Below are 20,718 nucleotides of genomic sequence, written 5' to 3'. Positions count from 1 at the left end.
TTTCAACAGTAAAGAGGCTCTATTCCAATGATATCTGGGATAGAGCCTCTTACTTCAAGTATTCAGTTAGCGTCGCTTGTCCGTGTCGATGACGTCTACGCGTACGTGGTCGCCGTCGTTGATGGCGTTGACCACGGTGCGGATGGACTTGGCGGTGCGGCCGGAGCGGCCAATCACGCGTCCAAGGTCATCAGGGTTCACGCGAACCTCCAGAGTTTCGCCCCGGCGGCCGGTTTTGGCACGCACCTGGACGTCGTCTGGGTTGTCGACGATACCCCGAACGAGGTGTTCGAGAGCGTCAGCCAACATGATTACTCAGCTGCTTCCTCAGAAGCTGCTTCTTCAGCAGCCTCTTCTGCGGGAGCTTCTTCAGCCTTGTCCTCGCCCTTGGGGGTGATTGCCTCGGGAAGGATGACCGAACCCTTTTCGGGAACAACGAACTCGGGCTTGGCGTCAACGGGCTTAACGGTTGACTCAGCCTTTTCGCCCTTGGCAGCAGCCAGGTCGCCGGTCAGCTTCAGCAGAGCAGCTACCTGCTCGGTGGGCTGGGCGCCAACGGACAGCCAGTACTGGGCACGCTCTGAGTTGATCTCGATGCGTGAGGGGTTCTCGGTCGGGTGGTAAATGCCGATTTCCTCGATAGCCTTACCGTCACGCTTGGTGCGTGAGTCAGCTACTACAACACGGTAGCGGGGATCGCGGATTTTACCGAAACGCTTCAGACGAATTTTAACAGCCACTGTAGTGGTTTCTCCTGTTTTCTATAACTGTTCGAGGTCAGGTCTCAGCTCGTGGGGCGGGCTTCGTCATGACCTCTGCGGACACAATTTCTCCCGGATGAGAGGGGCCGGGAAAAATCGAGTACCCGTCAAGTATGCCAGCTTATCCCCGCTTAATCTAGGGTTACGCTCTTTGGAGTGAGCGTGTTGTGAGCAAGCTGACCGTGTTTATTTCTTCAGCGCCTGCTTCCAGCTGACTGAGGTACCGCCGCGCATAATGTTGGCCCGGTAGATGCGGGCGCCGAGGCGGGTAAGAAGTGCGGCTGCTGCCAGGGTGAGGGCGAGGGCGAGTAGGGGCTCCCAGAGGGCTACGTCTTCGGTGAGTAGGCGGCGGGGCATGGCAATTGAGGATAGGACAGGCACAAAGGAGACGACCTTGAGCCAGGTTCCTGAGACGTAGATACCGGCAAAGAGGGCGGCGATGAGCACCATGGTGATGGGGTTGGAGAGGTTGGCGATATCTTCGGTGCGAGCTGCCATGGCGCCGACGGCGGCCCAGATGGTGGCGATAGCTGCGAAGCCAACGACGTAGAAGAGGGCGAACCAGCCGACCGAGGGTAGGATCCAGCCGAATTCTGAGGCGCTTCCGGTGATTTGCATGCCGATGAGGCCTGCGACTGCGTAGATGGCTACTTGCAGGATGGCGAGCACGATGTTGCCCACGATTTTTCCGGCGAGAAGTTGGCCGAGCGGTATGGCGGTGGCGATGATTTCGACGATGCGGTTTTGTTTTTCTTCGACCACGGAGTTGGCGATGGCTACGCCGAAGAGCACGGTGGTCATGTAGAAAATCATGGCGAAGACCATGGCGATAAGGAAGGCCAGCCCTGCATTGCTGTTGCCGGAGAGGACGCTGGTGCTCACCTGGGTGCCCGCGGCCAGGGCTTCGAGGTCAACGCCTGCGGCAGCTGCGTTTTCGGCTGTAACGGTGGAGGTGATGACGGCACCCAGTTCAGTGGCCAGGCTGTTGTCGGGGGAAGAGTCAAAGACGAGTTCCCAGCCCTGGTCGGTGGGGGCGAGGTAGGCGTCCGCATCCCCGTCGGCAACGAGGGTGCGGGCGGCGTCCGCGCTATCAACCTGGGTGGCGGTGTAGCTGGTGTTCTCGTCGCTGCTGGCTTCAGCGGCAGCGACCAGAGAGGTGGCTCGGTCGTCGCTGGTGGCGACGGTGTAGTCGGTTGACCCTGAGCTCATAAAGTAAGGGATGAGGATTGCGGCCAGGATAATGACGAGGGAGAAGATGGTTCCGCCGATGAAGGATTTGTCGCGCAGCTTGACCATGATTTCGCGGGTGGCGACGATTTGCCAGGCGTTTTTGGGGGCGGTGCTGGGGCGGGTGGGTGCGGTGTTCATTGGCCGGTGACCTTTCGGTAGATGTCGCCGAGGGTGGGAAGCTGGCGGGAGAACTCCTGTATATCGTGTTCCAGACCGCTGCTGAAAATCTGGTGACGGACGCTGACCAGGTCAGCGCCGGGGGCCAGTTCGAGGACGGCGTCGGTGCCGGAGACGTCAAGGACGTTGACCCCGGCCAGATCGCGGAGCCAGGCGGCGTCCGCCCCACCCCGGTAGAGGTAGCGGGGGGCGCCTGATTCGCGCAGTTCGGTGGCGCTACCGCTGGCGCGGACGGTTCCGCCGTGCAGAATAACGACGCGGTCGCAGAGACGGTCAACCAGGTCGAGCTGGTGGGATGAGAAAAGGATGGGGACGCCATCACGCATGAGCTCGCGCATCATGGAGACCATGGTGTCTACGGCTTTAGGGTCAAGGCCAGAGAAGGGCTCGTCGAGGATCAGGGCGGTGGGCTGGTGCAGGATGGAGGCTACGATCTGCACCCGTTGCTGGTTGCCGAGGGAGAGGGATTCGAGCTTGTCGTTCAGGCGCTCCCCCAGCCCCAGTTCGGTGAGGTGGTCGGTAGCGATGGTGCGGGCGGTGCTGGCGCTCATACCGCGCAGCTGGCCCAGGTAGACGAGCTGGGCAAGGATTGCCTGCTTGGGGTAGAGGCCGCGCTCTTCGGGCATGTAGCCAAAACCCGCGCGGTCTGCGGCGGTAATGGGACGGCCGCCGTAGAGTACCTGCCCTTCGGTGGGTTCAAGCAGGCCCATGATCATGCGCATGGTGGTGGTTTTACCCGCGCCGTTAGCGCCGAGGAAGCCGGTCATGGAGCCGGGCTCAACGGTAAAGCTCACCTTTTCTACAGCGGTGGTGGCACCGGGGCCGCTGCCGTAGACCTTGGTGAGGTCACGCACTTCTATGGTTCGGTCAGTCATGGGGCACTTCCTTTGGGTAGCTTGTACCTCAAGTCTAGGAAGGCTGTGAGCATAACAACTCCCCCGCCGGGTGGAGCCGGGCGGGGGAGATTGTGGGCAGACGCTGAGAAGCTGGGTTGAGAATCTAGGCTAACCCTACCCGGTGGGCGAAGATAACGGCGCCAACGCGGTCGCGGCTGTGGGTCTTAGCCAGGATGTTAGAAACGTGCGTCTTGACGGTTGCCGCCCCGAGGAAGAGTTTTTCTGCAATTTCTGCGTTGGTGAGGCCCTGGGCGAGCAGCTCTAGGGTTTCTTTCTCTCTGGGGGTGAGTGCGCCCAGGGCGAAGGCGTCCTCGGGGCTCAGCTCCTGGGCGGAGCGTGCTCCCCCACTCTTGCCCGCCCCTAAGCTACCTGCCTGCGCGGCGGCGTCCTGCCCCTTGGTCTGCTCCACAAAACGGGCAATGAGCGGCAGGGTCATCTCGGGCGACAGCAGGGCCAGTCCGCCGGCAACCTTCCGGATAGCTTCAACCAGCTCATCGGCGTCCGAGGTTTTGAGCAGGAAGCCGCTGGCCCCGGCCTGCAGGGATGAGAAGAGGTAGTCCTCGCGGTCGAAGGTGGTGAGGATTAGGACGGACGTGCCCGGCAGCTTCTCGGTGAGGGCGGCTGTGGCGGTGATTCCGTCCATCACGGGCATTTGAACATCCATGAGAACCACATCGGGGCGGGTGGCTTCGGCAAGATTGAGAGCCTCAGCCCCGTTGCGGGCCTGGCCGACCACCTCGATGTCGTCCTCCATTGAGAGAATGAGGGCGAAACCTGACCTCACCATGTCTTGGTCGTCAGCTAACAGTACTTTGAGGGTCATGAGGTGCTCCTAGAGGCGTGGGGGTCGTGGGTTTCGTCAATGTCTATGGGGAAGCGTACCTGTACCTTCCAGCCGTCCGCACCGCTGCGGCGTCCGATCCAGCAGGTACCCCCCAGGGCAACGGCTCGTTCCCGGATACCCTGTAGACCGTAGCCGTGGCGGCTGGGATCGGGTATGTATTCTTGGCCTTCTCCCCGCTCTGGGCCGGTGGCAGGGCCGTCGTCGGTGACCTCTAATTCTGCCCAGTGGGCTCCAAAGCTGCCGCCGGTACGCAGGGCCAGCACCGCATTCTGGGCAGCTGAATGTTTGCGCACGTTAGTCAGGGCTTCTTGAGCCATGCGGTAGATGGACAGCTGGGTTCCCTGGTGAAGGTGGGTCAGGCGGTCAAGGTCCTGCTCCCCTACCTGCAGCCGGGTCTGGACGCCGACCGAGCTCATGTGCTCTACCAGGTCAAAAATTTCAGCAACCTGGGGTTCTTTCGCCGAACCGCCGCCATGCTCCGCTTCCCCGGCTGCCCGCATGACTCGAATCAGGTTCTTCATTTCAGAGACCGACGAGCGAGCCAGCTTTTCAATGTTGGCCAGGGGCTCTGCTGCCAGTTCAGGTTTCTTACTCAGGGCCCGGCGGGCTGCTGCCGCCTGAATCCCCATGGACGAGACGTGGTGGCCCACCGAGTCGTGGAGTTCTCTGGCGATGCGCAGTCGGTCGCGGGTCACGGCGTCCTGGGCCATCTGCTCAGCCTGCCGCTCTAGCTGCTGGGCCTGGGCCGCAAGGACGGTCCGCTGGTAGGCCTGGTTCCAGGCCGTGCGCCCCATCAGGGCTGCGCACCCGTAGTAGAAAAGATTCGTTACGGAAGCCATTACGTAGCCGGCGGTGGCCTGGCTAAAAGGGCCGCCTGAGTACTCTTCAACGCCCGCCATGCTGTAGGCCGAGTCGGTTACCACCCAGGCAATCACGATCCAGACGAGAGCAGCAGCGCAGACCAGGGCGTAGACAATCCAGGTCAGGGTGCGGTTTTTGCCCCAGGCTATGCCGGCAAAAAGCACCGCGAAATAGCAGAGCTGGTAGCTCAGGGTGGCGGGCGCTATTTCGGACACATAACTCAGGGCAAAGAAGAGGGCGGTAGCTACCAGCATCATGCTCAGCGGGTAGATACGGCGCAAAATCAAGGGCAGGGTCATAGCAGCAGCTGCCCCATAGGAGTAGCGAATCTGCTCGGTATCGTCCCCCAGAAAACCCGCAGAGTGGTAGGCGGCATTCAAGAGAAGAGTAGCTGCAAGCACCACGCCCCACACCAGAACATCCTTACGTAAGGACGCCGCCGGTGGGGTGGGCCGCTCCCAGTCGGGGTCTATCTGTGAGAAGGAAAAACGGGTGGCAGTGTTCACCAATCCACTGTATCAAGACCTAGCACGGGGCAACTCCCCCGCTAGAGGGAACGTACCTACTGTTGGTCGCGTGCCCCGAAGAAGCGTCCCAGCTGCTGGCGGGCAAGCTGCCCAGCCTGCCGACCCAGTTTTTGGGTATTGCGCACAACTTTGGGAGCCTGAGGCTCAGGACTTCTCTTTTCCTCCTGCTGGGCCTGGGCCCGTAGCTCTTCGGTCAGTGAGAGGGGGCGGGTCTGATGATGCTCCATCGGGGGGAGCTTTTCTGCGGCTACAACCCGCTGGTAGACCCGGGCGATCAGCATCTCAGCAGCACCGGTAGCTCCTAGAGTCGCTGCTGCAATCAGCGCTGCTCGGGGCGAACGCCCCTGTGTCGCACGCCGGGCTGCCCAGAGTGCCAGGGCCCCTGAGGCACCCAGCTGGGCTGCGGCGTCCGCGGTCAGAAGCCAGGGGCGCTGGCGGATTTCGCGGCTGACGGTGCTGAGCGTATCGGTGCCGTTAGGGTAGGCGGTGACGCTTTCCTTGAAACGGTCAAGACCGTTCATATCGACGGTGAAGCGGCGGTAGCCCACGAACTCGTCCAGACCTACGGCCCCGGTGAGCACTTTGAGGAGCTCTTCGGGCAGTTCCAGGGCGTGAATGGTGGACTCGAGCCCGTCGCTGCTTTCGCAGTCCAGCACGTAGTTGGTCAGGCGGTTAGCTGTTTGTTCATCTAGCCCATAAAGCCAGATGAGCTGTTCAAGCTGGTCGCGGGCGGCTAGCTCCCTGAAGGGGGCAGGGAGTAGACCGGGCAGACTCCAGACCAGGTTGCCCACTTCGCTGGAGACCCGTTCAAGGGCAGAGCCGATTTTTGTGAGGGGTGACCAGCTGAAAGTCAACACGGTGCCCACCAGACCCGAGTCGGGAGTGCCCATGACCTGGTTAACCCAGTCGGTGACGCTACCGGTTTCGGGGCCGGTGGAATCGGCCGGGAGCACGAAGGTCAGGTTCTGACCAAAGAGGGTCTGCTCAGCCACAATCGAGGGCACGTTCATGGCTTCAAGCAGGTTGGCCAGGGTGCGGGGGTCTGCGGTGAGCAGCGACCAGCCCTTATCGGCAGGTGCCGCCTCAACTTCACCGGCCATGAGCTCAGGCTGCATGTAGGTAGCAAGGTCAGCCATCGACAGCTCCACCAGCGCAGCACTCACCCCGTGCGGGTCAAGGCTCAGGGAATCGGTACCCTGGGAGAAGGACGCCAGGTGGTAGTCCTCCCCCGGCTTTTGGGGCAGAAGGCAAGCAACATACGGGAAGAGAGCGTCCAGTTGCACCAGAAACTCGTCCAGGGGCACACCGGGCAGCAGCACCCCGGTGCTGTCGGTCTCCACGGTGCGCAAGGACGCCTGCCCCGGCACCCGCTCGCACAACACGAAGAGCTGGGCGCGGCGTCCGTCCGTCTCAAGGGCCGTCACCGTCGCCACCGACTCTAAATAGCCCGCTAGCTGAGGGGTGATCTCCCAGTTCAGCTCTTCCATCGCGGCCAGATCCTCTGGGGTGGGGTCGCCGGTCAGCGCCTGAAGCTCCTCTGCGGTAACCTCAGTAGAAACCTCTTCAGGCTCTGCCACAAGCTCTTCGCTCCCCTGCTCAGCCTGCATAATCTGCTGAATCAGATCATCAAACTTATCGGGGTCGGCAGCGAGCTCCTCAACGCTCTTGATATCTTCATCGGTGTACTCGTAGCTCTGGTCAGCTCCCTGAGCCTGCTCCCGAATCATGCCGATAATGCTCTCTAGCTGATCCCGGACCTGCTGCTCAACGTCAGTGGGCAGGGCAAGCTGCTCACCGGCGTCCGCCCCCTGCGGGGTATCAGACGCGCCGCTGTACAGGGCAGGCACTAGCTCCCGCCAGCTCCCCCAGGGCTGGGCACGATCAATGCGCAGACGCACCCACAGCACATCAGAACCCACAACCTCCCCGCGGGAGGCACCCTGCTGGGCGGGGTCACGGTGTGATTCAGTCATATGCTTACAATCCTTCTCAACGCTTCATCAAACGGGCAGAGCTCTGCCCCGGGCCACACAAGGCAGGGATAACTAGCGTGCAGGTGAATCGCTAGAGAACTCGTACACAGCCCCGGTCTGCAGGGCCCGGAAAGCCTGCTGCAAACGGTAGGCCTGCCCCTGATCAAAGTAGTTACCCAAATCTTCGGGTGCTACCCATTCATAAGCGGTCAGCTCTTCTTCCTGCAGGGTAATCACCGCATCGGCAGGAAGTACACCGGCGTCATAAATATAGCTGGTTGAATCGCCCCAAATGCCCATCTGCAGGCCGTGGAAGATTACCAGAAGACGGCCCGGCTCAAGGGTAAGGCCAACTTCCTCAGCCACCTCACGGAAACAGGCTGGCTGCGGCGCTTCGCCCGCCTCAACGGTGCCACCCGGGATAGTCCAGCCGTCCTTATAGTTAGGCTTGACCAGCAGCATCTGCCCCGCTTCATTACGAATCACAGCACCGGCCGCCAGACGACGGGTGGGCAGACTTTCAATAAAAGCCTTCAGCTCTTCTTCAGGTAGATAAGAATCAACCACGGCACTGCTCCTTCTCGGCTGGCGGTTACTACACCCAATGTACCGCGCCAAACCACAGCGTGAAAGGTAGAGGGGCCCTTGCACTCTCTCAGCAGAACTTCCCCGCCCACCGCACGTCCTTAACAACTAAAGGGGCGGGGGTAAGCCAACTGCTTACCCCCGCCCTATGAGCAGGTTTTACTTGAGGAACTTCTCGAAGCCCTTAGGCAGGTTCAAATCCTCAGGCTTCACATCCTGGGTCTGCTGACCAAAGGCCGAGCCCAGAGCGGCCTGCTGCTTAGCCGCAGCTGCCTGCTCCTGCTGGGCGCGCTTTGCCGGGTTGCCAGAACGAGCCTTCTGCTTGCCCTTCCCCTTGCCCTTATTCTTACGGGCAGCACCACCGGCAGCGGCCATACCGGGCATCTGCATGCCACCGGGCATACCGGCCATATTGCCGCTAGCCAGCTTCTTCATCATCTTCTGGGCCTGTGCAAAACGCTCCATAAGCATGTTGACCTCAGAAACGGTCACACCGGCACCCTTAGCGATACGGGCACGGCGGGATCCGTTAATAATCTTGGGAGCCACGCGCTCGTGCGGGGTCATGGAGCGAACAATAGCCTCGACGCGGTCGATTTCCTTCTCGTCAAAGTTCTCCAGCTGCTGACGAATCTGGGCTGCGCCCGGCATCATCATGAGCAGCTTCTTCATGGACCCCATCTTGCGAATCTGCTGCATCTGGGCCAGGAAGTCTTCAAAGGTGAAGTCTTCCTGGTCAACGAACTTCTTGGCCATGCGGTCAGCTTCGGCCTTGTCCCAGGTCTGCTCGGCCTGCTCAATCAGGGTGAGAACGTCACCCATGTCGAGAATACGGCTGGCCATGCGGTCAGGGTGGAACTGCTCAAAGTCGGTGACGTTTTCACCGGTTGAGGCGAACATGATGGGCTTGCCGGTTACCGAAGCAACTGACAGGGCGGCACCACCGCGGGCGTCACCGTCCAGCTTGGAGAGGACGACGCCGGTAAAGTCTACGCCCTCGTTGAAGGCGTTAGCGGTGTTGACGGCATCCTGACCGATCATGGCGTCGATAACGAAGAGGACTTCGTTGGGCTCAATGGCGTCGCGGATATTGCGGGCCTGCTGCATGAGCTCAGCATCTACACCCAGGCGGCCTGCGGTATCGACGATGACCACATCGTGCAGCTTGGCGCGGGCCTCAGCGACACCGTCGCGGGCTACCTGGACGGGGTCACCGGTGGGTACGTCGAATTCGCTGGTGACACCGGGGTGGGGAGCGTAAACGGGTACACCGGCGCGCTCACCCACCACCTTGAGCTGATTGACGGCATTGGGGCGCTGCAGGTCAGAGGCCACCAGCATGGGGGTATGACCCTGCTTCTTGAGCCAGTGGGAAAGCTTACCGGCCAGGGTGGTCTTACCGGCGCCCTGCAGACCGGCCAGCATGATGATGGTGGGGCCGGTCTTGGCCATGTTGATACGGCGGGTCTGGCCACCCAGAATGTTGACCAGCTCTTCGTTAACGATCTTGACGATCTGCTGGGAGGGGTTGAGGGCCTCGGAGACCTCGGCGCCCAGGGCACGTTCCTTGATGTGGGAGGTAAATTCGCGGACGACGGGGACGGCGACGTCGGCATCCAGCAGAGCCCGGCGGATTTCGCGTACTGTTGCGTCAATGTCTGCTTCAGTCAGCTTGCCTTTGCCGCGCAGGTTTTTGAAGGTTGCTGTCAACCGGTCTGAGAGTGAATTAAACACGGGCTGTGCACTACTTTCGTGGCTGGATGGGCGTCGCGGGCTTAAAGGAGCCCGCTAACAAATTTAAGAATCAGCTATTAAGAATAACGTATATAGGCAAGGAGCCGCCGGGTTTGCGCGGTTGGGAGTTAGAATCCCTGTTTCGACACTTTCGCCGGTTTTCCACGGCTAAACCGTAGAAAACCGGCGAAAAAGTTGAATTCAAGGGGTGGGATTACTCCTTGACCCAGCCCGCGTTAATGTAGGCGGACGGGTTGGCGTAGGGACGTGCAAAGAGGAAGGCACCATAGTTGGCCAGGTTGGTCTTGCAGAACCAGATTTCGGGGCCGTTGATGATGGGGATCATGGTGGCAACCTCAGCCATGTGCTTCTTCTCGATTTCGTTGGATAGGGCGTTGCGCTCTTCCATGGACTCGATGGTGCGCAGGCGTTCGCACATGGCGTCAATTTCGTCGGTACCGATGCCGTTGTAGGTGGCTGAGTGGTAGAAGTACTCTGCTGAACCTGAGGCGTCTTCACCCAGGATGCCGTAGCCGGAGAAGGTGACGTCGTATTCCTTGTTACCGATGACAGTGGAGAAGTTCGCGTCAGGCTGGTTGTCGATGGTGCATTCGATACCGGCAGCCTTCATCTGCTGAACGATGGTCTGAGCAGTTGCTGAGGAGACAGGGTCGTCGCCAAAGGTGGTGATGGCAAACTTTGCGTTACCGCTTGAGTTAGCCAGATAGTCACCATTTTCGCTGTAGCCCGCATCGGTCAGGATTTTCTTGGCTGCCTCTGCACCGGTTTCGGTTGGGTAGTTGTCCTGGTAGTCGGTGGCGAAGGGCATGAGCATCATGGAGCCGGGGACTTCTTCGGTCCAGTTGAGGCCGTTAAAGCGGACGGCTGCAATGGCCTGACGGTCGATGGCGGCAAAGATGGCACGGCGCAGGGCAGTGTCGGTGAGTCGTTCAGGGTTAATAACCAGGCCGCCGGCATAGAGATTCTGCCCGCGGCGGGGTTCAGCGCCGCTGGTGCCGTCAATGTCGTTGTAGGCGGTCAGGCTGTTTGCGGTTACAGCATCGATTTCACCGTTGCGGAAGGCTGCGCGGGCGGCGGCCGCTTCCATCTGGCGGAAGGTGATCCGTTCGAGCAGGGGCTTTTCACCCCACCAGTTCTCATTGGGGACGACGGTGAGCACCTTCTGGGCGGAATCCCAGTTATCGACCTTGTAGGGGCCAGAGAGGTAGTCATTGTTGATGGTATCGAGCAGGCCGTCGTTGAAGATTGCGGGGTCTTCCATGGCGGGGTGGACCAGGCCGGTGCCGAAGAGGCCCTCGATAGGGTAATAGGGTTCGGTCATGGTGATCTTGACCGAGTAAGCGTCTCCGTCTTCTTCGATAGAGGCGATGTGGGCATAAACGCCGGGATCAACGATGTTGTAGCCCTCTTCGGTGAGGGTCTTGTGGGTAACCTGCAGGGCCTTGACGTCTACGGGGGTACCGTCGTTGAACTTAGCCTCAGGGTTGAGCTTGATGGAGATGGTCTGCACGCCGTCAACTTCACTGGCTTCGTAGGCGGTGCAGTAGTCGGTGTTGATGCTGTATTCACCCAGGGCATTGGTCTTCCACAGGCCGCTGACGGTGGCGGTGTTGACGGCTGCCATGACGTTAAGATTGCTAGTGGTGTAGCCGGTTTGGGTGGCTACGTTAAAGTTGGGGCCCAGGGTGGATACAGCGAGGTTAAGGACGCCGCCGGTCTGCAGGTCTGCGCGGTCGCGTTCGTTGATGGCGACGAGCTTTGAGATGTCGTCGCCGCTGGTAAGGGCTGAGCCGGTTTCGGCACTTGATGTATTGCTGTTACCGCCGCAGGCTGCGAGTAGGCCGGTCATGCCAGCTAGGCCGGAGACCAGGAAGAAGGACCTGCGGTTGAGGTTGATACGTGCAGTCATGATGCCATCCTTAGATAAGCAGAACTTAATGTTCGCCACACCTTTTGTGTGATTGAGACTACCCTAGCAGGTAATGTGGGCCATAGAAACGCTTTTTCAATCTCTATTTCACATACTGGCGCTGTAAGTGCTGAGTATTTTTATCAGAAATAGATTAGTTTCTCTAAATTTTTTGATTTTTCAGTGTTTACAATGCCTCTCCCCCTCCTTCAACCCACAGACCTAGTGCAGCCCCAAGGTCTTAGCCGGGATTAAAGAAAGCTTGCCCCACCACCCAGGTTAGGTAGTGGGGCAAGCAGGGATTCGCCCTAGGAGTTTTCTAGATCAAAGGGACTTAGTCCTTCATCCAGCCAACACGGGCCCAGAGGTGGGGGTTGGCAGAGTGACCGCCGAACATAGCTGCACCGTAGTTGGCCAGCTTAGTCTTGCAGTAGTGGATATCGGGACCATTGAAGACGGTACCGAGGGTTGCAAACTCGGCCATGAACTTCTTTTCGATCTCGTTGCACTTTGCGTTACGCTCAGCGTCGTCCTCAATCTTTTCCATCTCGGCGATCATGGCATCGATTTCCTCAGAGCCTGCGGCACCATCGAGGTTAGATGAGTGGTAGAACTGACGGGTTACTGAGGTTGCATCGGAGCCAACAGTGAAGCCTGAGAAGGTCATGTCGTATTCCTTGTTACCAACCACCGAGGCGAAGTTAGCGTCGGGCTGCTGGTCGATGGAGCACTCAATGCCGATGGTCTTCATCTGTTCAACCATGGTCTGAGCCAGGGCAGCTGAGCCAGGGTCGTCACCGAAGTTGGTCACGCGGAAGCTAGCGTTAGCGCCGTCCTTAGCGTAGTAGTCGCCGTTCTTGGTGTAACCGGCATCTTCCAGAATCTTCTGGGCAACCTCAACGCCACGATCGGCGGGGAAGTTGTCCTGGTAGTACTCAGAGATGGGCAACAGAAGCATGGAGCCCGGGGTCTCTTCGGTCCAATTCAGGCCCTGGAAACGGATATCTGAGAGGGCCTTGCGGTCGGTGCCTGCAAAGATTGCGCGGCGCAGGGCGGCGTCCTGGATACGGGCGGGGTTGAGGTTCAAACCGCCGGAGAAGAGGCGCAGAGCGCGACGGGGCTCAGCATCGGGGGTTCCCTCAACGTCCTTGTAGGCCGCCAGGGTACGAGCACCCACTGCATCGATTTCGCCGTTGCGGAAGGCTGCGCGGGCTGCGGCAGCTTCCATCTGGCGGAAGGTGATGCGGTCCAGGATGGGCTTAGTACCCCACCAGTTTTCGTTGGGAACAACGGAAAGGCGCTTTTCTGCTGAGTTCCATTCTTCCAGCTTGAAGGGGCCTACGCCGTAGTCGGGGTTGGGGTTGTCGGTCCAGCCCTCGTTGAAGACTGCCGGGTCTGCCATGGCAGGGTGTAGCAGGGTACCAAAGAGGTTATCTGCTGGGTAGTAGGGCTGCTTCATCGTCACAACAGCAGAGAAGGCGTCGCCATCTTCTTCAATGGACTCGATGAACTCGTACATGCCCGAGGTAACAATGTTGTAGTCGCCCTCGGTGGACTTGAAGACGTTCCATGAGGTGCGCAGGGACTCAATATCAATGGGGGTGCCATCGTTGAACTTAGCCTTGGAGTTCAGCTTGACGCGGATGGTCTGCACGCCATCAACGGTTTCAGACTCGTAGGACTCACAGAAGTCGGGATTGATGCTGGGGGTACCGTCGAAGTCTGACTGCCAGATACCGCTGGTCATCGAAGTGTGGAAGGTGGAGAGAACGAAGCTGTTATTTGCTGAGTTACCGTTCTGGGAGGAGATGTTGAAATCAGGGCCCAGGGAGCTAACGGGCAGGTTGACGACGCCACCGGTCTGCAGGTTAGCGACGTCCTGCTCGTTGATTTCGACCTTAATTTCATCACCGGCTGCTGCCATGCTGGCGGTTGCGGCGCTGGTGGTGTTGCCGCCAGAACCACCGCAAGCGGTCAGCAGACCAGTGGTTCCCAGGATGCCGGTACCCCAAAGCAGGGTGCGGCGGTTCAGAACTACATTCTTGTTCATTCTCTCTTCTCCTTTGTAAAGAGGATGGGTAAAAGTGGGCTTGAAGTGATTTCGATTACATACTATACATGTAATTTAGCTCATAGCAACTTCGTGTTCAGGATAATGACAGGCGTACTGGTGGTCCTCGCTCGCCCGGCTTAGAACAGGCACATTCTCGGTGCAGTTCTTCTGCTTATCTTCAGGAAGAAGCTTGAAGATGGGGCAACGAGTTGCAAAAGCACAGCCCTCCGGTGCATTCACTGGGGTGGGCAGGTCACCTTCGAGCACAATGCGTTGGCGGTTGGCCTCTACCTCGGGGTCGGGCACAGGGATGGCAGAGAGTAGAGCTCGGGTATAGGGGTGCACGGGGTTATCAAAGACCTCGTCCACATTGCCAATCTCAACAACCCTGCCCAGATACATAACGGCCACACGGTCAGAGGCATGGCGCACCACAGCCAAATCGTGTGCGACCATCAGGTAGCTCAGCCCCAGTTCGACACGCAGCTTCTCCAGCAGGTTAATGACGCCTGCCTGAACAGAAACGTCAAGAGCAGAGACCGGCTCGTCGAGAGCCACCAGCTTGGGGTTGACAGCGAGCGCACGGGCGATGCCGATACGCTGGCGCTGGCCGCCGGAGAACTGGTTGGGGAAGCGGTTGACGTGGTCCGGTTGCAGGCCGACGGTCTTCATCAGTTCAAGCACGCGCTTCTTGATGTCCTTGACTGCCCAGCCCTGGTTTTGCAGGGGCTCAGCCAGGATTTCGTAGACGGTGAAGCGGGGGTCGAGTGCACCCGTTGGGTCCTGGAAGACCATCTGCTGATTCTTGCGCAGGGCGTTGAGTTCGGAGCCGCGCAGGCCCTGCTTGTTGGAGACACCGGCGATGACGATTTCGCCGTCGATATCCTTGGAGAATTCCATGATTTCGAGCAGGGTGGTGGTCTTACCACAGCCGGACTCACCTACGATGGAGAAGCACTCGCCCTCACGGATATCGAAGCTAACGCCGTTGACTGCCTTGACGGTGCCCACACGGCGCTTGATGAGGGCGCCCTTGGTGAGGGGGAAGAATTTTTTGACGTCCTTTACCTCAAGCACGCTGGCGCGCTCTTCGCGGGGTACGCCGTCGAGGGCGGAGACCGGGATAGAGGGTACGGGGAACATCTGTTCAGGACGTTCGTTGACGAACTTCTCTGCATACAGGCAGGCTGAGCGGTGGTTCTCGCCGGTACCGGCAATCAGCTTGAGCTCAGGCTCTTCGGTGAGGCAGGCGTCCGTAGCTACCGGGCAGCGGGCTGCGAAGGAGCAGCCCACCACGGGCTTGAGCAGGTTGGGCGGGGTTCCCTCAATTGGCACCAGGGAAGTCTTTTCCTTGCGGTCCACGCGGGGAACAGCACCCAGCAGGCCGATGGTGTAGGGCATGGAGGGCTTCTTGTAGAGGTCGGCAGCTGCGGCGTGTTCAACTGCCCTGCCGGCGTACATCACCATGATTTCGTCTGCCATACCAGCCACGATTCCCAGGTCGTGGGTAATCATGATGGTGGCAGCGCCGGTCTCCTCTTGAGCCTTCTGCATGACTTCAAGAACCTGCGCCTGGATGGTGACGTCCAGCGCGGTAGTGGGTTCGTCGGCAATCAGCACGCGCGGCTCATTGGCAATAGCCATAGCAATCATGACGCGCTGGCGCATACCGCCAGAGAACTCGTGGGGGAAAGACTTGAGACGGCTCTCGGGTGAGGGGATGCCGACCAGACGCAAGAGCTCCACGGAGCGAGCCTGAATAGCCTTATCGCTCATACCCTTGTTGTGGGCCTTGAGTACCTCAGCCAGCTGGTGGCCGATGGTGAATACCGGGGTGAGTGATGACAGCGGATCCTGGAAGACCATGGAAATCTCTTTGCCACGGTAGTCGCACATCTGCTTATCGGTCAGACCCAGCAGTTCGGTGCCGTTGTACTTGATGGAACCGGTGATATCTGCGGTGGTGGGGTGCAGGCCCATAATCGCCATAGAGGCAACCGACTTACCCGAGCCGGATTCGCCCACGATGCCCAGCGTCTTGCCCGCGTACAGGTCGAAGTCAATGCCGCGCACCGCGTGCACAATACCGTTTTCGGTATTGAACTTTACGTTGAGGTCTCGGACGCTCAGTACTGGTGTAGTGCTCATTTACTTCTTCTTTTTCTTAACTTTGCCAACGGACAGGGAGGTGGGATCGAAGGCGTCGCGCAAGCCGTCATTCATCAGGGCCAGGGGGCCAACCAGCAGGAAGAAGAACAGCAGCGGAATCCAGAACATCCAGGGCAGGGTGTTGATCTGGCTTGAGGCCTGGGCGATGAGTGACCCCAGTGAGAAGTTGGGGTATTTCACGCCAATACCGATGAAGGTGTAAGACACCTCAGCCAGAATTGCTGCGGTGATGCCGCGGGTGAATTCAAGCACCATCAGGGAGCCGATGTTGGGAACCAGGTGACGCCAGACAATCTTGAGGGGGTGCACACCCATGTAGCGGGCGGCTTTGACGTAGTCGCGGGAGATGAGCGACATGGCCATAGCTCGAATCACACGGGCGGTGTACATCCAGCTGAAGATTAGGAGCACGATGGTCAGGATGAGCCAGCCGGGCAGGTTATCGCGGATGGCCTGGCCGCCAGCACCGTTGATGACAATCGCTACAACCAGCAGGCTGGGCGCCATAATCAGGGTCTCAAGGACGAACAGCATGGTCTTGTCGATCTTGCCGCCGAAGTAGGCCATGACGCAGCCGTAGATAGCTGCAAAGATGACGGAGACACCGCCCACGATCAGACCGATGAAGACCGAGGTGCGGACAGCTTCAACCATCTGGGCGTAGAGGTCGGTACCTGCGCTGGTAGTGCCGAACCAGTGCTCGGCGCTGGGGCCGGTGGAGATATAGAAGGGGTCGATGGTGGTGGTGTCCCACTTGGAGAGGAAGCCGCCAAAGAGACCGAAAGCTATCACCAGCAGCAGGACGACCAGGCCAAAGACCGCGGTCTTGTTACGCATAAAGCGGCGGAAGATAATCTTCTTCTTGCTGATGATGTCGAAGTCAGCGTTAGTCTGATCGACCCTCGTGATAATACCGGTGAGGTTGTTGTGGTCGATGGAAGGTGAATTGCTCATGAGATCCTCACTCGGGGATCGACGATGGTGGTGGCGATATCAGCGATGATGGCGCCAACTGCGAAGATGAAGGAGCCGTAGGCCAGGGTTGCTACTGCCGCGTTGACGTCCTGGGCACCGATTGCCTGGATTGACCAGAGACCAATACCGGGCCAGGCGAAGATGGCCTCGGCGAAGAAGCCGCCGGTGAAGATGGAGGGAACGGTAAAGGCGATGGACTGGGCTACCGGGATGAAGGAGACTCGCAGGGCGTGGCGGCGGATGGCCTGGTTGCGGGTGAGGCCCTTAGCGCGAGCGGTGCGCACAAAGTCGGCGTTGACGCTGTCGAGCAGGTACTGGCGCTGGGAAATCTGGTAGCCGCCCCAGCTCATAATCGTGATACAGAAGGTCGGCACGATGTAGTGGGCTGCCAAGTCTACCCAGTATTCGAAGCTACCCGGGGTGAGGCCTGGCGAGGAAATACCGGTTACGAAGAAGATACGCTCCCCCGCTGCACTGTTGATAGCTACAGCTCCCAGCTGGACCAGGAAGTAGGCAATGGGGGCGGGCAGGATGTAGACCAGGTAGGAGTAGCCGGTAATCACACGGTCAGAGAACTTGTACTGACGAGCTGCTGAGTAAACGCCCAGGGCTACACCGATGATGAGGGAGAGAATCACGGCCACCAGGTAGAGGCGGGTTGATACCCACACGCGCTGACCGAATTCAGCGTTGATGTAGGCGCCGTTGGGGCTGCGGCCCCAGTCCCAGTGCAGAACAACGTTGGTCAGCCACTGGACGTAGCGGTCCCAGGCACTCATGGTGGGGTCGAGGTTCAGGGCAGCGAAGTTGCGCTGAACCTGCTCCGGTGAGGGGCGGGGAATGCGTTCCTGTTCAAGCAGGGCGGGGTTCAGCGAGGTAACGGCGAGGAAGTAGCCACCGGTCGTCGTTAAGAAGATCATGACGGCGTAGGTAGCTGCTCGCCTCAGCAGATACTTAATCATGAGGCGAACTCTTTCTGGGTAACGAACATTGTGTGTGAGCCTTTACAGATACTGCCAGGCTTGTGATGCCCAACATATACTGACGTGTTGAGTTGAGTATATTTAGTCGCACCCGTCACATCAAGTTGGGCAACACACCGCTCGTCCGCAGCAAAGAGTCGGCGAAACGTAGCCGAAATAATCCACGCATTAAAAAGCCCGAGAATACACGGGCGCAGCCTTCGCCGCTCCCCCGCTTAAGCCTGATTCTGCAGTTTCTACCGCTCTAAAACTTTAAAAACATTAAACATTTACCCCGGTTTTTCTCACATATCAGTTCACCCTTGTTGAACGACCGTCCTGCCCCCATCACCCGGACACAGCAAAGCCCGAGGGCCCCTGGCGGTACAGGGGCCCTCGGGCTTCTAACCGATTAGATTAGGTTTTACCTAGCCCAGGTCGATATCGAGGAGAATCGGAGTGTGATCCTGGCGCGGGCCTGAGTCAATCATCTCTGAGGCTCGCACCTTTTCTGCAAGGCGGTTGGAAACCAGCCAGTAGTCGATGCGCCAGCCGGTGTTGTTGATCTTGGAGGTACGGGACCGCTGGGCCCACCAGGTGTAGGCGCCGGTGACGTCCCCGTGCAGGTGGCGGAAGGTGTCGGTAAACCCTCTAGACAGAATGTGGGTAAAGCCCTCGCGTTCTTCGTCGGTGAAGCCGGGTGAGCGGCGGTTAGCCTTGGGGTTGGCCAGGTCAATTTCGGTGTGGGCAACGTTGAAGTCGCCGGTTGCAAGCACGGGCTTGGAGGCGTCCAGACCGGCAAGATAATCGGCGTAGAGGCGGTCCCAGACTTGGCGGTCAGGCAGGCGACGCAGCCCGTCTGAAGCGTTGGGGGTGTAGACCTGGGTGACGTAGAAGTCCTCAAATTCCAGGGTGATCATGCGTCCTTCTGCATCCATGGTGGTGGGGGCAGAGAGGCGGGGGTAGGTGACGGTGGGCTCTAGCTCCTGCTTGTAGAGGAACATGGTGCCCGCATAGCCCTTGCGGGCGGGTTCGTCGGAAGACACCCAGGCGATCTTGTAGTCGGGGAAGTAGGCATGCAGGGCTTCGAGATGTTTCTTGGTGGGTCCCTTGGCTGAAAGCTTGGTTTCTTGGAGGGCAAGGACGTCGGGTTTCAGCAGGGCGATGGAGGCAAAGACATCGCGGGAGAGCAGGGCACGGGCCGACTCACTGGTGAGTGCAGCATTGAGTGAATCAACATTCCAGGAGACAAGTTTCATGCCCCCTAGTCTACCCGGCGCTCCCCCGCCGCCGCCCTGACCCACGTCCGCACCTCCCTGCCAGCTCTCCTACCCAGACTGCAAAAAGTAAGGGCAGACCCACGAAACCGTGGATCTGCCCTAAATTTGTATGTCGCTTGTGTTTAGATGGCGGAGACGCCGCGTTCTCCGGTGCGGACTCGAACTACCTCGTCCACGCTGCTCACCCAGATTTTGCCGTCCCCGGCGCTACCGGTATTGGCGGTGGCGATAATGAGGTCGATGATGTCCTCGGCCCGGTCAGCGTCCGCCAGGATTTCCAGGCGAACCTTAGGAATCAGACGAATATCGTATTCCTTGCCGCGGTAGACCTCTACGTGCCCGTGCTGGCGTCCGTAGCCCTGGGCTTCTGACACCGTCATCCCGTCGACCCCAAAGTTTTCGAGGGCCTGGCGGATGTCGTCGAATTTTTCGGGCTGAATCAAAGCGGTAATGAGTTTCATAGCGTGAATTCCCTCTAGTTTTTAGCGAAGGCACCGGAGGTGCCGCTCGACATGGCGTAGGCGGTTTCAGCGTGCTGGGCCAAGTCGATCCCCTGGACCTCCTGCTTCTCGCTGACCCGGAAACCCATGGTGCGGTGAATCGGGATCACAATCAGCAGGGTCACAACCGCGCAGTAGGCCATAGAAATTAGGGTTGCAACGGTCTGGGTGACCAGCAGGCCTAGACCGCCACCGTAGAAGAGACCTGCAGTTCCGGTAGCCGGGGTTGCAATAAAACCCAGAGCCAAAGTGCCGATGAGACCGGAAACCAGGTGTACACCCACAACGTCCAAGGAATCGTCGTAGCCCAATCGGTACTTGAGGCCCACGGCCCAGCCTGAGGCGATACCCGAGATAAAGCCCAGGGCCAGAGCTCCGACCGGATCGACGTTTGCGCAGGCCGGGGTGATAGCGACCAGCCCCGAGACCAGGCCGGACGCCGCACCCAGGGAGGTCACGTGGCCATCGCGAACCCGTTCAAGTAGGGCCCAGCCGAGCATGGCAGCTGCCGGGGCAGCAAGGGTGTTGACCCAGATCAGACCTGCCTGGGCGCCGTCCGCAGCAGCCCCCACGTTGAAACCGAACCAGCCGAACCAGAGGATAGCTGCGCCGAGCATGACCAGGGGCAGGGAGTGGGGGCGCTGGTTGGGGTCTTCCCCAAAGCCCTTGCGAGCGCCCAATACCAGGGCCAGGATGAGACCGGCGACGCCGGCGTTGATGTGGATAACCAAGCCACCTGCGAAGTCAATCGCTTCGCCGAACATAGCCCCGATGAAGCCTTCTTCGCCGAAGAGACCGCCACCCCAGACCATAAAGGCCAGCGGGCAGTAGACCAGGGTGAGCCAGAGGGGCACAAAGATGCACCAGGCCCCGAAGCGGGCGCGGTCTGCGATAGACCCTGAGATGATAGCCACCGCGATGATAGCGAAAGTGGAGCTGAAGGCTACCGAGAGGAGGTTGGTGCCGCCGTCCGCAAGCGTAGCTGATAGGCCAAAATCGTTGAAGGGTGAGCCGACGATGTCGTGGATGAGGGCATCTCCCCCGCTCATGCTGTAGCCCCAGAGCACCCAGCACACGCCGACAAGTCCCATTGAGATGACCGACATCATCATCATGTTGAGTGCTGACTTGGCTCGCGTCATACCGCTGTAGAAGAGAGCGAGACCCGGTGTCATGAACAGAACAAGTGCCGCGGCGACCACGGTCCAAACATCACTGGCGGTGAGTTCCATGCCTGTTACCCCTTTCAAAACCCGTATAG

At 59.4% G+C, this 20,718-nt stretch carries 17 protein-coding genes; all 17 read right to left on the bottom strand.

Features of this window, described 5'->3' with window-relative positions; translation table 11 throughout:
* Positions 1-66 precede the first annotated feature (66 nt).
* Positions 67-309 (bottom strand): RNA-binding protein, encoded by a 243-nt coding sequence (locus L6963_RS01920; RefSeq protein WP_237186095.1) that lies wholly within the window; start codon positions 307-309, stop codon positions 67-69.
* Positions 310-311: 2 nt separating this feature from the next.
* The gene (gene rpsP / locus L6963_RS01915; RefSeq protein ID WP_185174544.1) at positions 312-740 is read right to left on the bottom strand and encodes a 30S ribosomal protein S16; all 429 of its coding nucleotides are present in this window, start codon (positions 738-740) and stop codon (positions 312-314) included.
* A 207-nt stretch (positions 741-947) separates the two neighbouring features.
* Positions 948-2,129: an ABC transporter permease gene (locus tag L6963_RS01910; protein ID WP_237206428.1), complete on the bottom strand. Its 1,182-nt coding sequence runs from the start codon at positions 2,127-2,129 to the stop codon at positions 948-950.
* The gene (locus L6963_RS01905) at positions 2,126-3,043 is read right to left on the bottom strand and encodes an ABC transporter ATP-binding protein (protein ID WP_237206427.1); all 918 of its coding nucleotides are present in this window, start codon (positions 3,041-3,043) and stop codon (positions 2,126-2,128) included. Before L6963_RS01905 ends, L6963_RS01910 begins: the two co-directional genes overlap by 4 nt.
* A 124-nt stretch (positions 3,044-3,167) precedes the next feature.
* Positions 3,168-3,887, bottom strand: coding sequence for a response regulator transcription factor (locus L6963_RS01900; RefSeq protein WP_237206426.1), 720 nt, complete (start codon positions 3,885-3,887; stop codon positions 3,168-3,170).
* A complete protein-coding gene (locus tag L6963_RS01895) occupies positions 3,884-5,275 on the bottom strand; it encodes a sensor histidine kinase (RefSeq protein ID WP_237206425.1) in 1,392 nt (463 codons plus the stop codon). The genes L6963_RS01900 and L6963_RS01895 overlap by 4 nt, the downstream gene beginning before the upstream one ends.
* Before the next feature lie 56 nt (positions 5,276-5,331).
* Positions 5,332-7,269 (bottom strand): hypothetical protein, encoded by a 1,938-nt coding sequence (locus L6963_RS01890; RefSeq protein ID WP_237206424.1) that lies wholly within the window; start codon positions 7,267-7,269, stop codon positions 5,332-5,334.
* A 72-nt stretch (positions 7,270-7,341) separates the two neighbouring features.
* Entirely contained in the window at positions 7,342-7,836 is a 495-nt protein-coding gene (locus L6963_RS01885; protein ID WP_237194143.1) for an NUDIX domain-containing protein, read from the bottom strand.
* 177 nt (positions 7,837-8,013) lie between these two features.
* Positions 8,014-9,588 carry a signal recognition particle protein gene (ffh, locus tag L6963_RS01880; RefSeq protein ID WP_237194151.1) on the bottom strand — a complete coding sequence of 525 codons (1,575 nt, stop codon included), beginning with the start codon at positions 9,586-9,588 and terminating at the stop codon, positions 8,014-8,016.
* Between the two features lie 214 nt (positions 9,589-9,802).
* Positions 9,803-11,518, bottom strand: a complete 1,716-nt coding sequence (locus L6963_RS01875) for an ABC transporter family substrate-binding protein (protein ID WP_237206423.1) — start codon at positions 11,516-11,518, stop codon at positions 9,803-9,805.
* 334 nt (positions 11,519-11,852) lie between these two features.
* On the bottom strand, positions 11,853-13,568 hold the full coding sequence (locus L6963_RS01870; protein ID WP_237206422.1) for an ABC transporter family substrate-binding protein: 1,716 nt from the start codon (positions 13,566-13,568) through the stop codon (positions 11,853-11,855).
* 75 nt (positions 13,569-13,643) lie between these two features.
* Positions 13,644-15,719, bottom strand: a complete 2,076-nt coding sequence (locus tag L6963_RS01865; RefSeq protein ID WP_237206421.1) for an ABC transporter ATP-binding protein — start codon at positions 15,717-15,719, stop codon at positions 13,644-13,646.
* Entirely contained in the window at positions 15,720-16,694 is a 975-nt protein-coding gene (locus tag L6963_RS01860; protein WP_237186084.1) for an ABC transporter permease, read from the bottom strand.
* Positions 16,691-17,677, bottom strand: a complete 987-nt coding sequence (locus L6963_RS01855; protein WP_237186083.1) for an ABC transporter permease — start codon at positions 17,675-17,677, stop codon at positions 16,691-16,693. Before L6963_RS01855 ends, L6963_RS01860 begins: the two co-directional genes overlap by 4 nt.
* A 428-nt stretch (positions 17,678-18,105) precedes the next feature.
* The gene (locus L6963_RS01850) at positions 18,106-18,936 is read right to left on the bottom strand and encodes an exodeoxyribonuclease III (RefSeq protein WP_237206420.1); all 831 of its coding nucleotides are present in this window, start codon (positions 18,934-18,936) and stop codon (positions 18,106-18,108) included.
* Positions 18,937-19,079: 143 nt separating this feature from the next.
* Entirely contained in the window at positions 19,080-19,418 is a 339-nt protein-coding gene (locus tag L6963_RS01845; protein WP_237186081.1) for a P-II family nitrogen regulator, read from the bottom strand.
* Positions 19,419-19,432: 14 nt separating this feature from the next.
* Positions 19,433-20,689 (bottom strand): ammonium transporter, encoded by a 1,257-nt coding sequence (locus tag L6963_RS01840; protein ID WP_237206419.1) that lies wholly within the window; start codon positions 20,687-20,689, stop codon positions 19,433-19,435.
* Positions 20,690-20,718: the final 29 nt, after the last annotated feature.

The sequence above is a fragment of the Rothia nasimurium genome (assembly GCF_928392795.1).
Lineage (GTDB): Bacteria > Actinomycetota > Actinomycetes > Actinomycetales > Micrococcaceae > Rothia > Rothia nasimurium_F.
The sequence above is the reverse complement of the archived record's forward strand: the minus strand, read 5'-3'. Positions and strand labels throughout refer to the sequence as shown.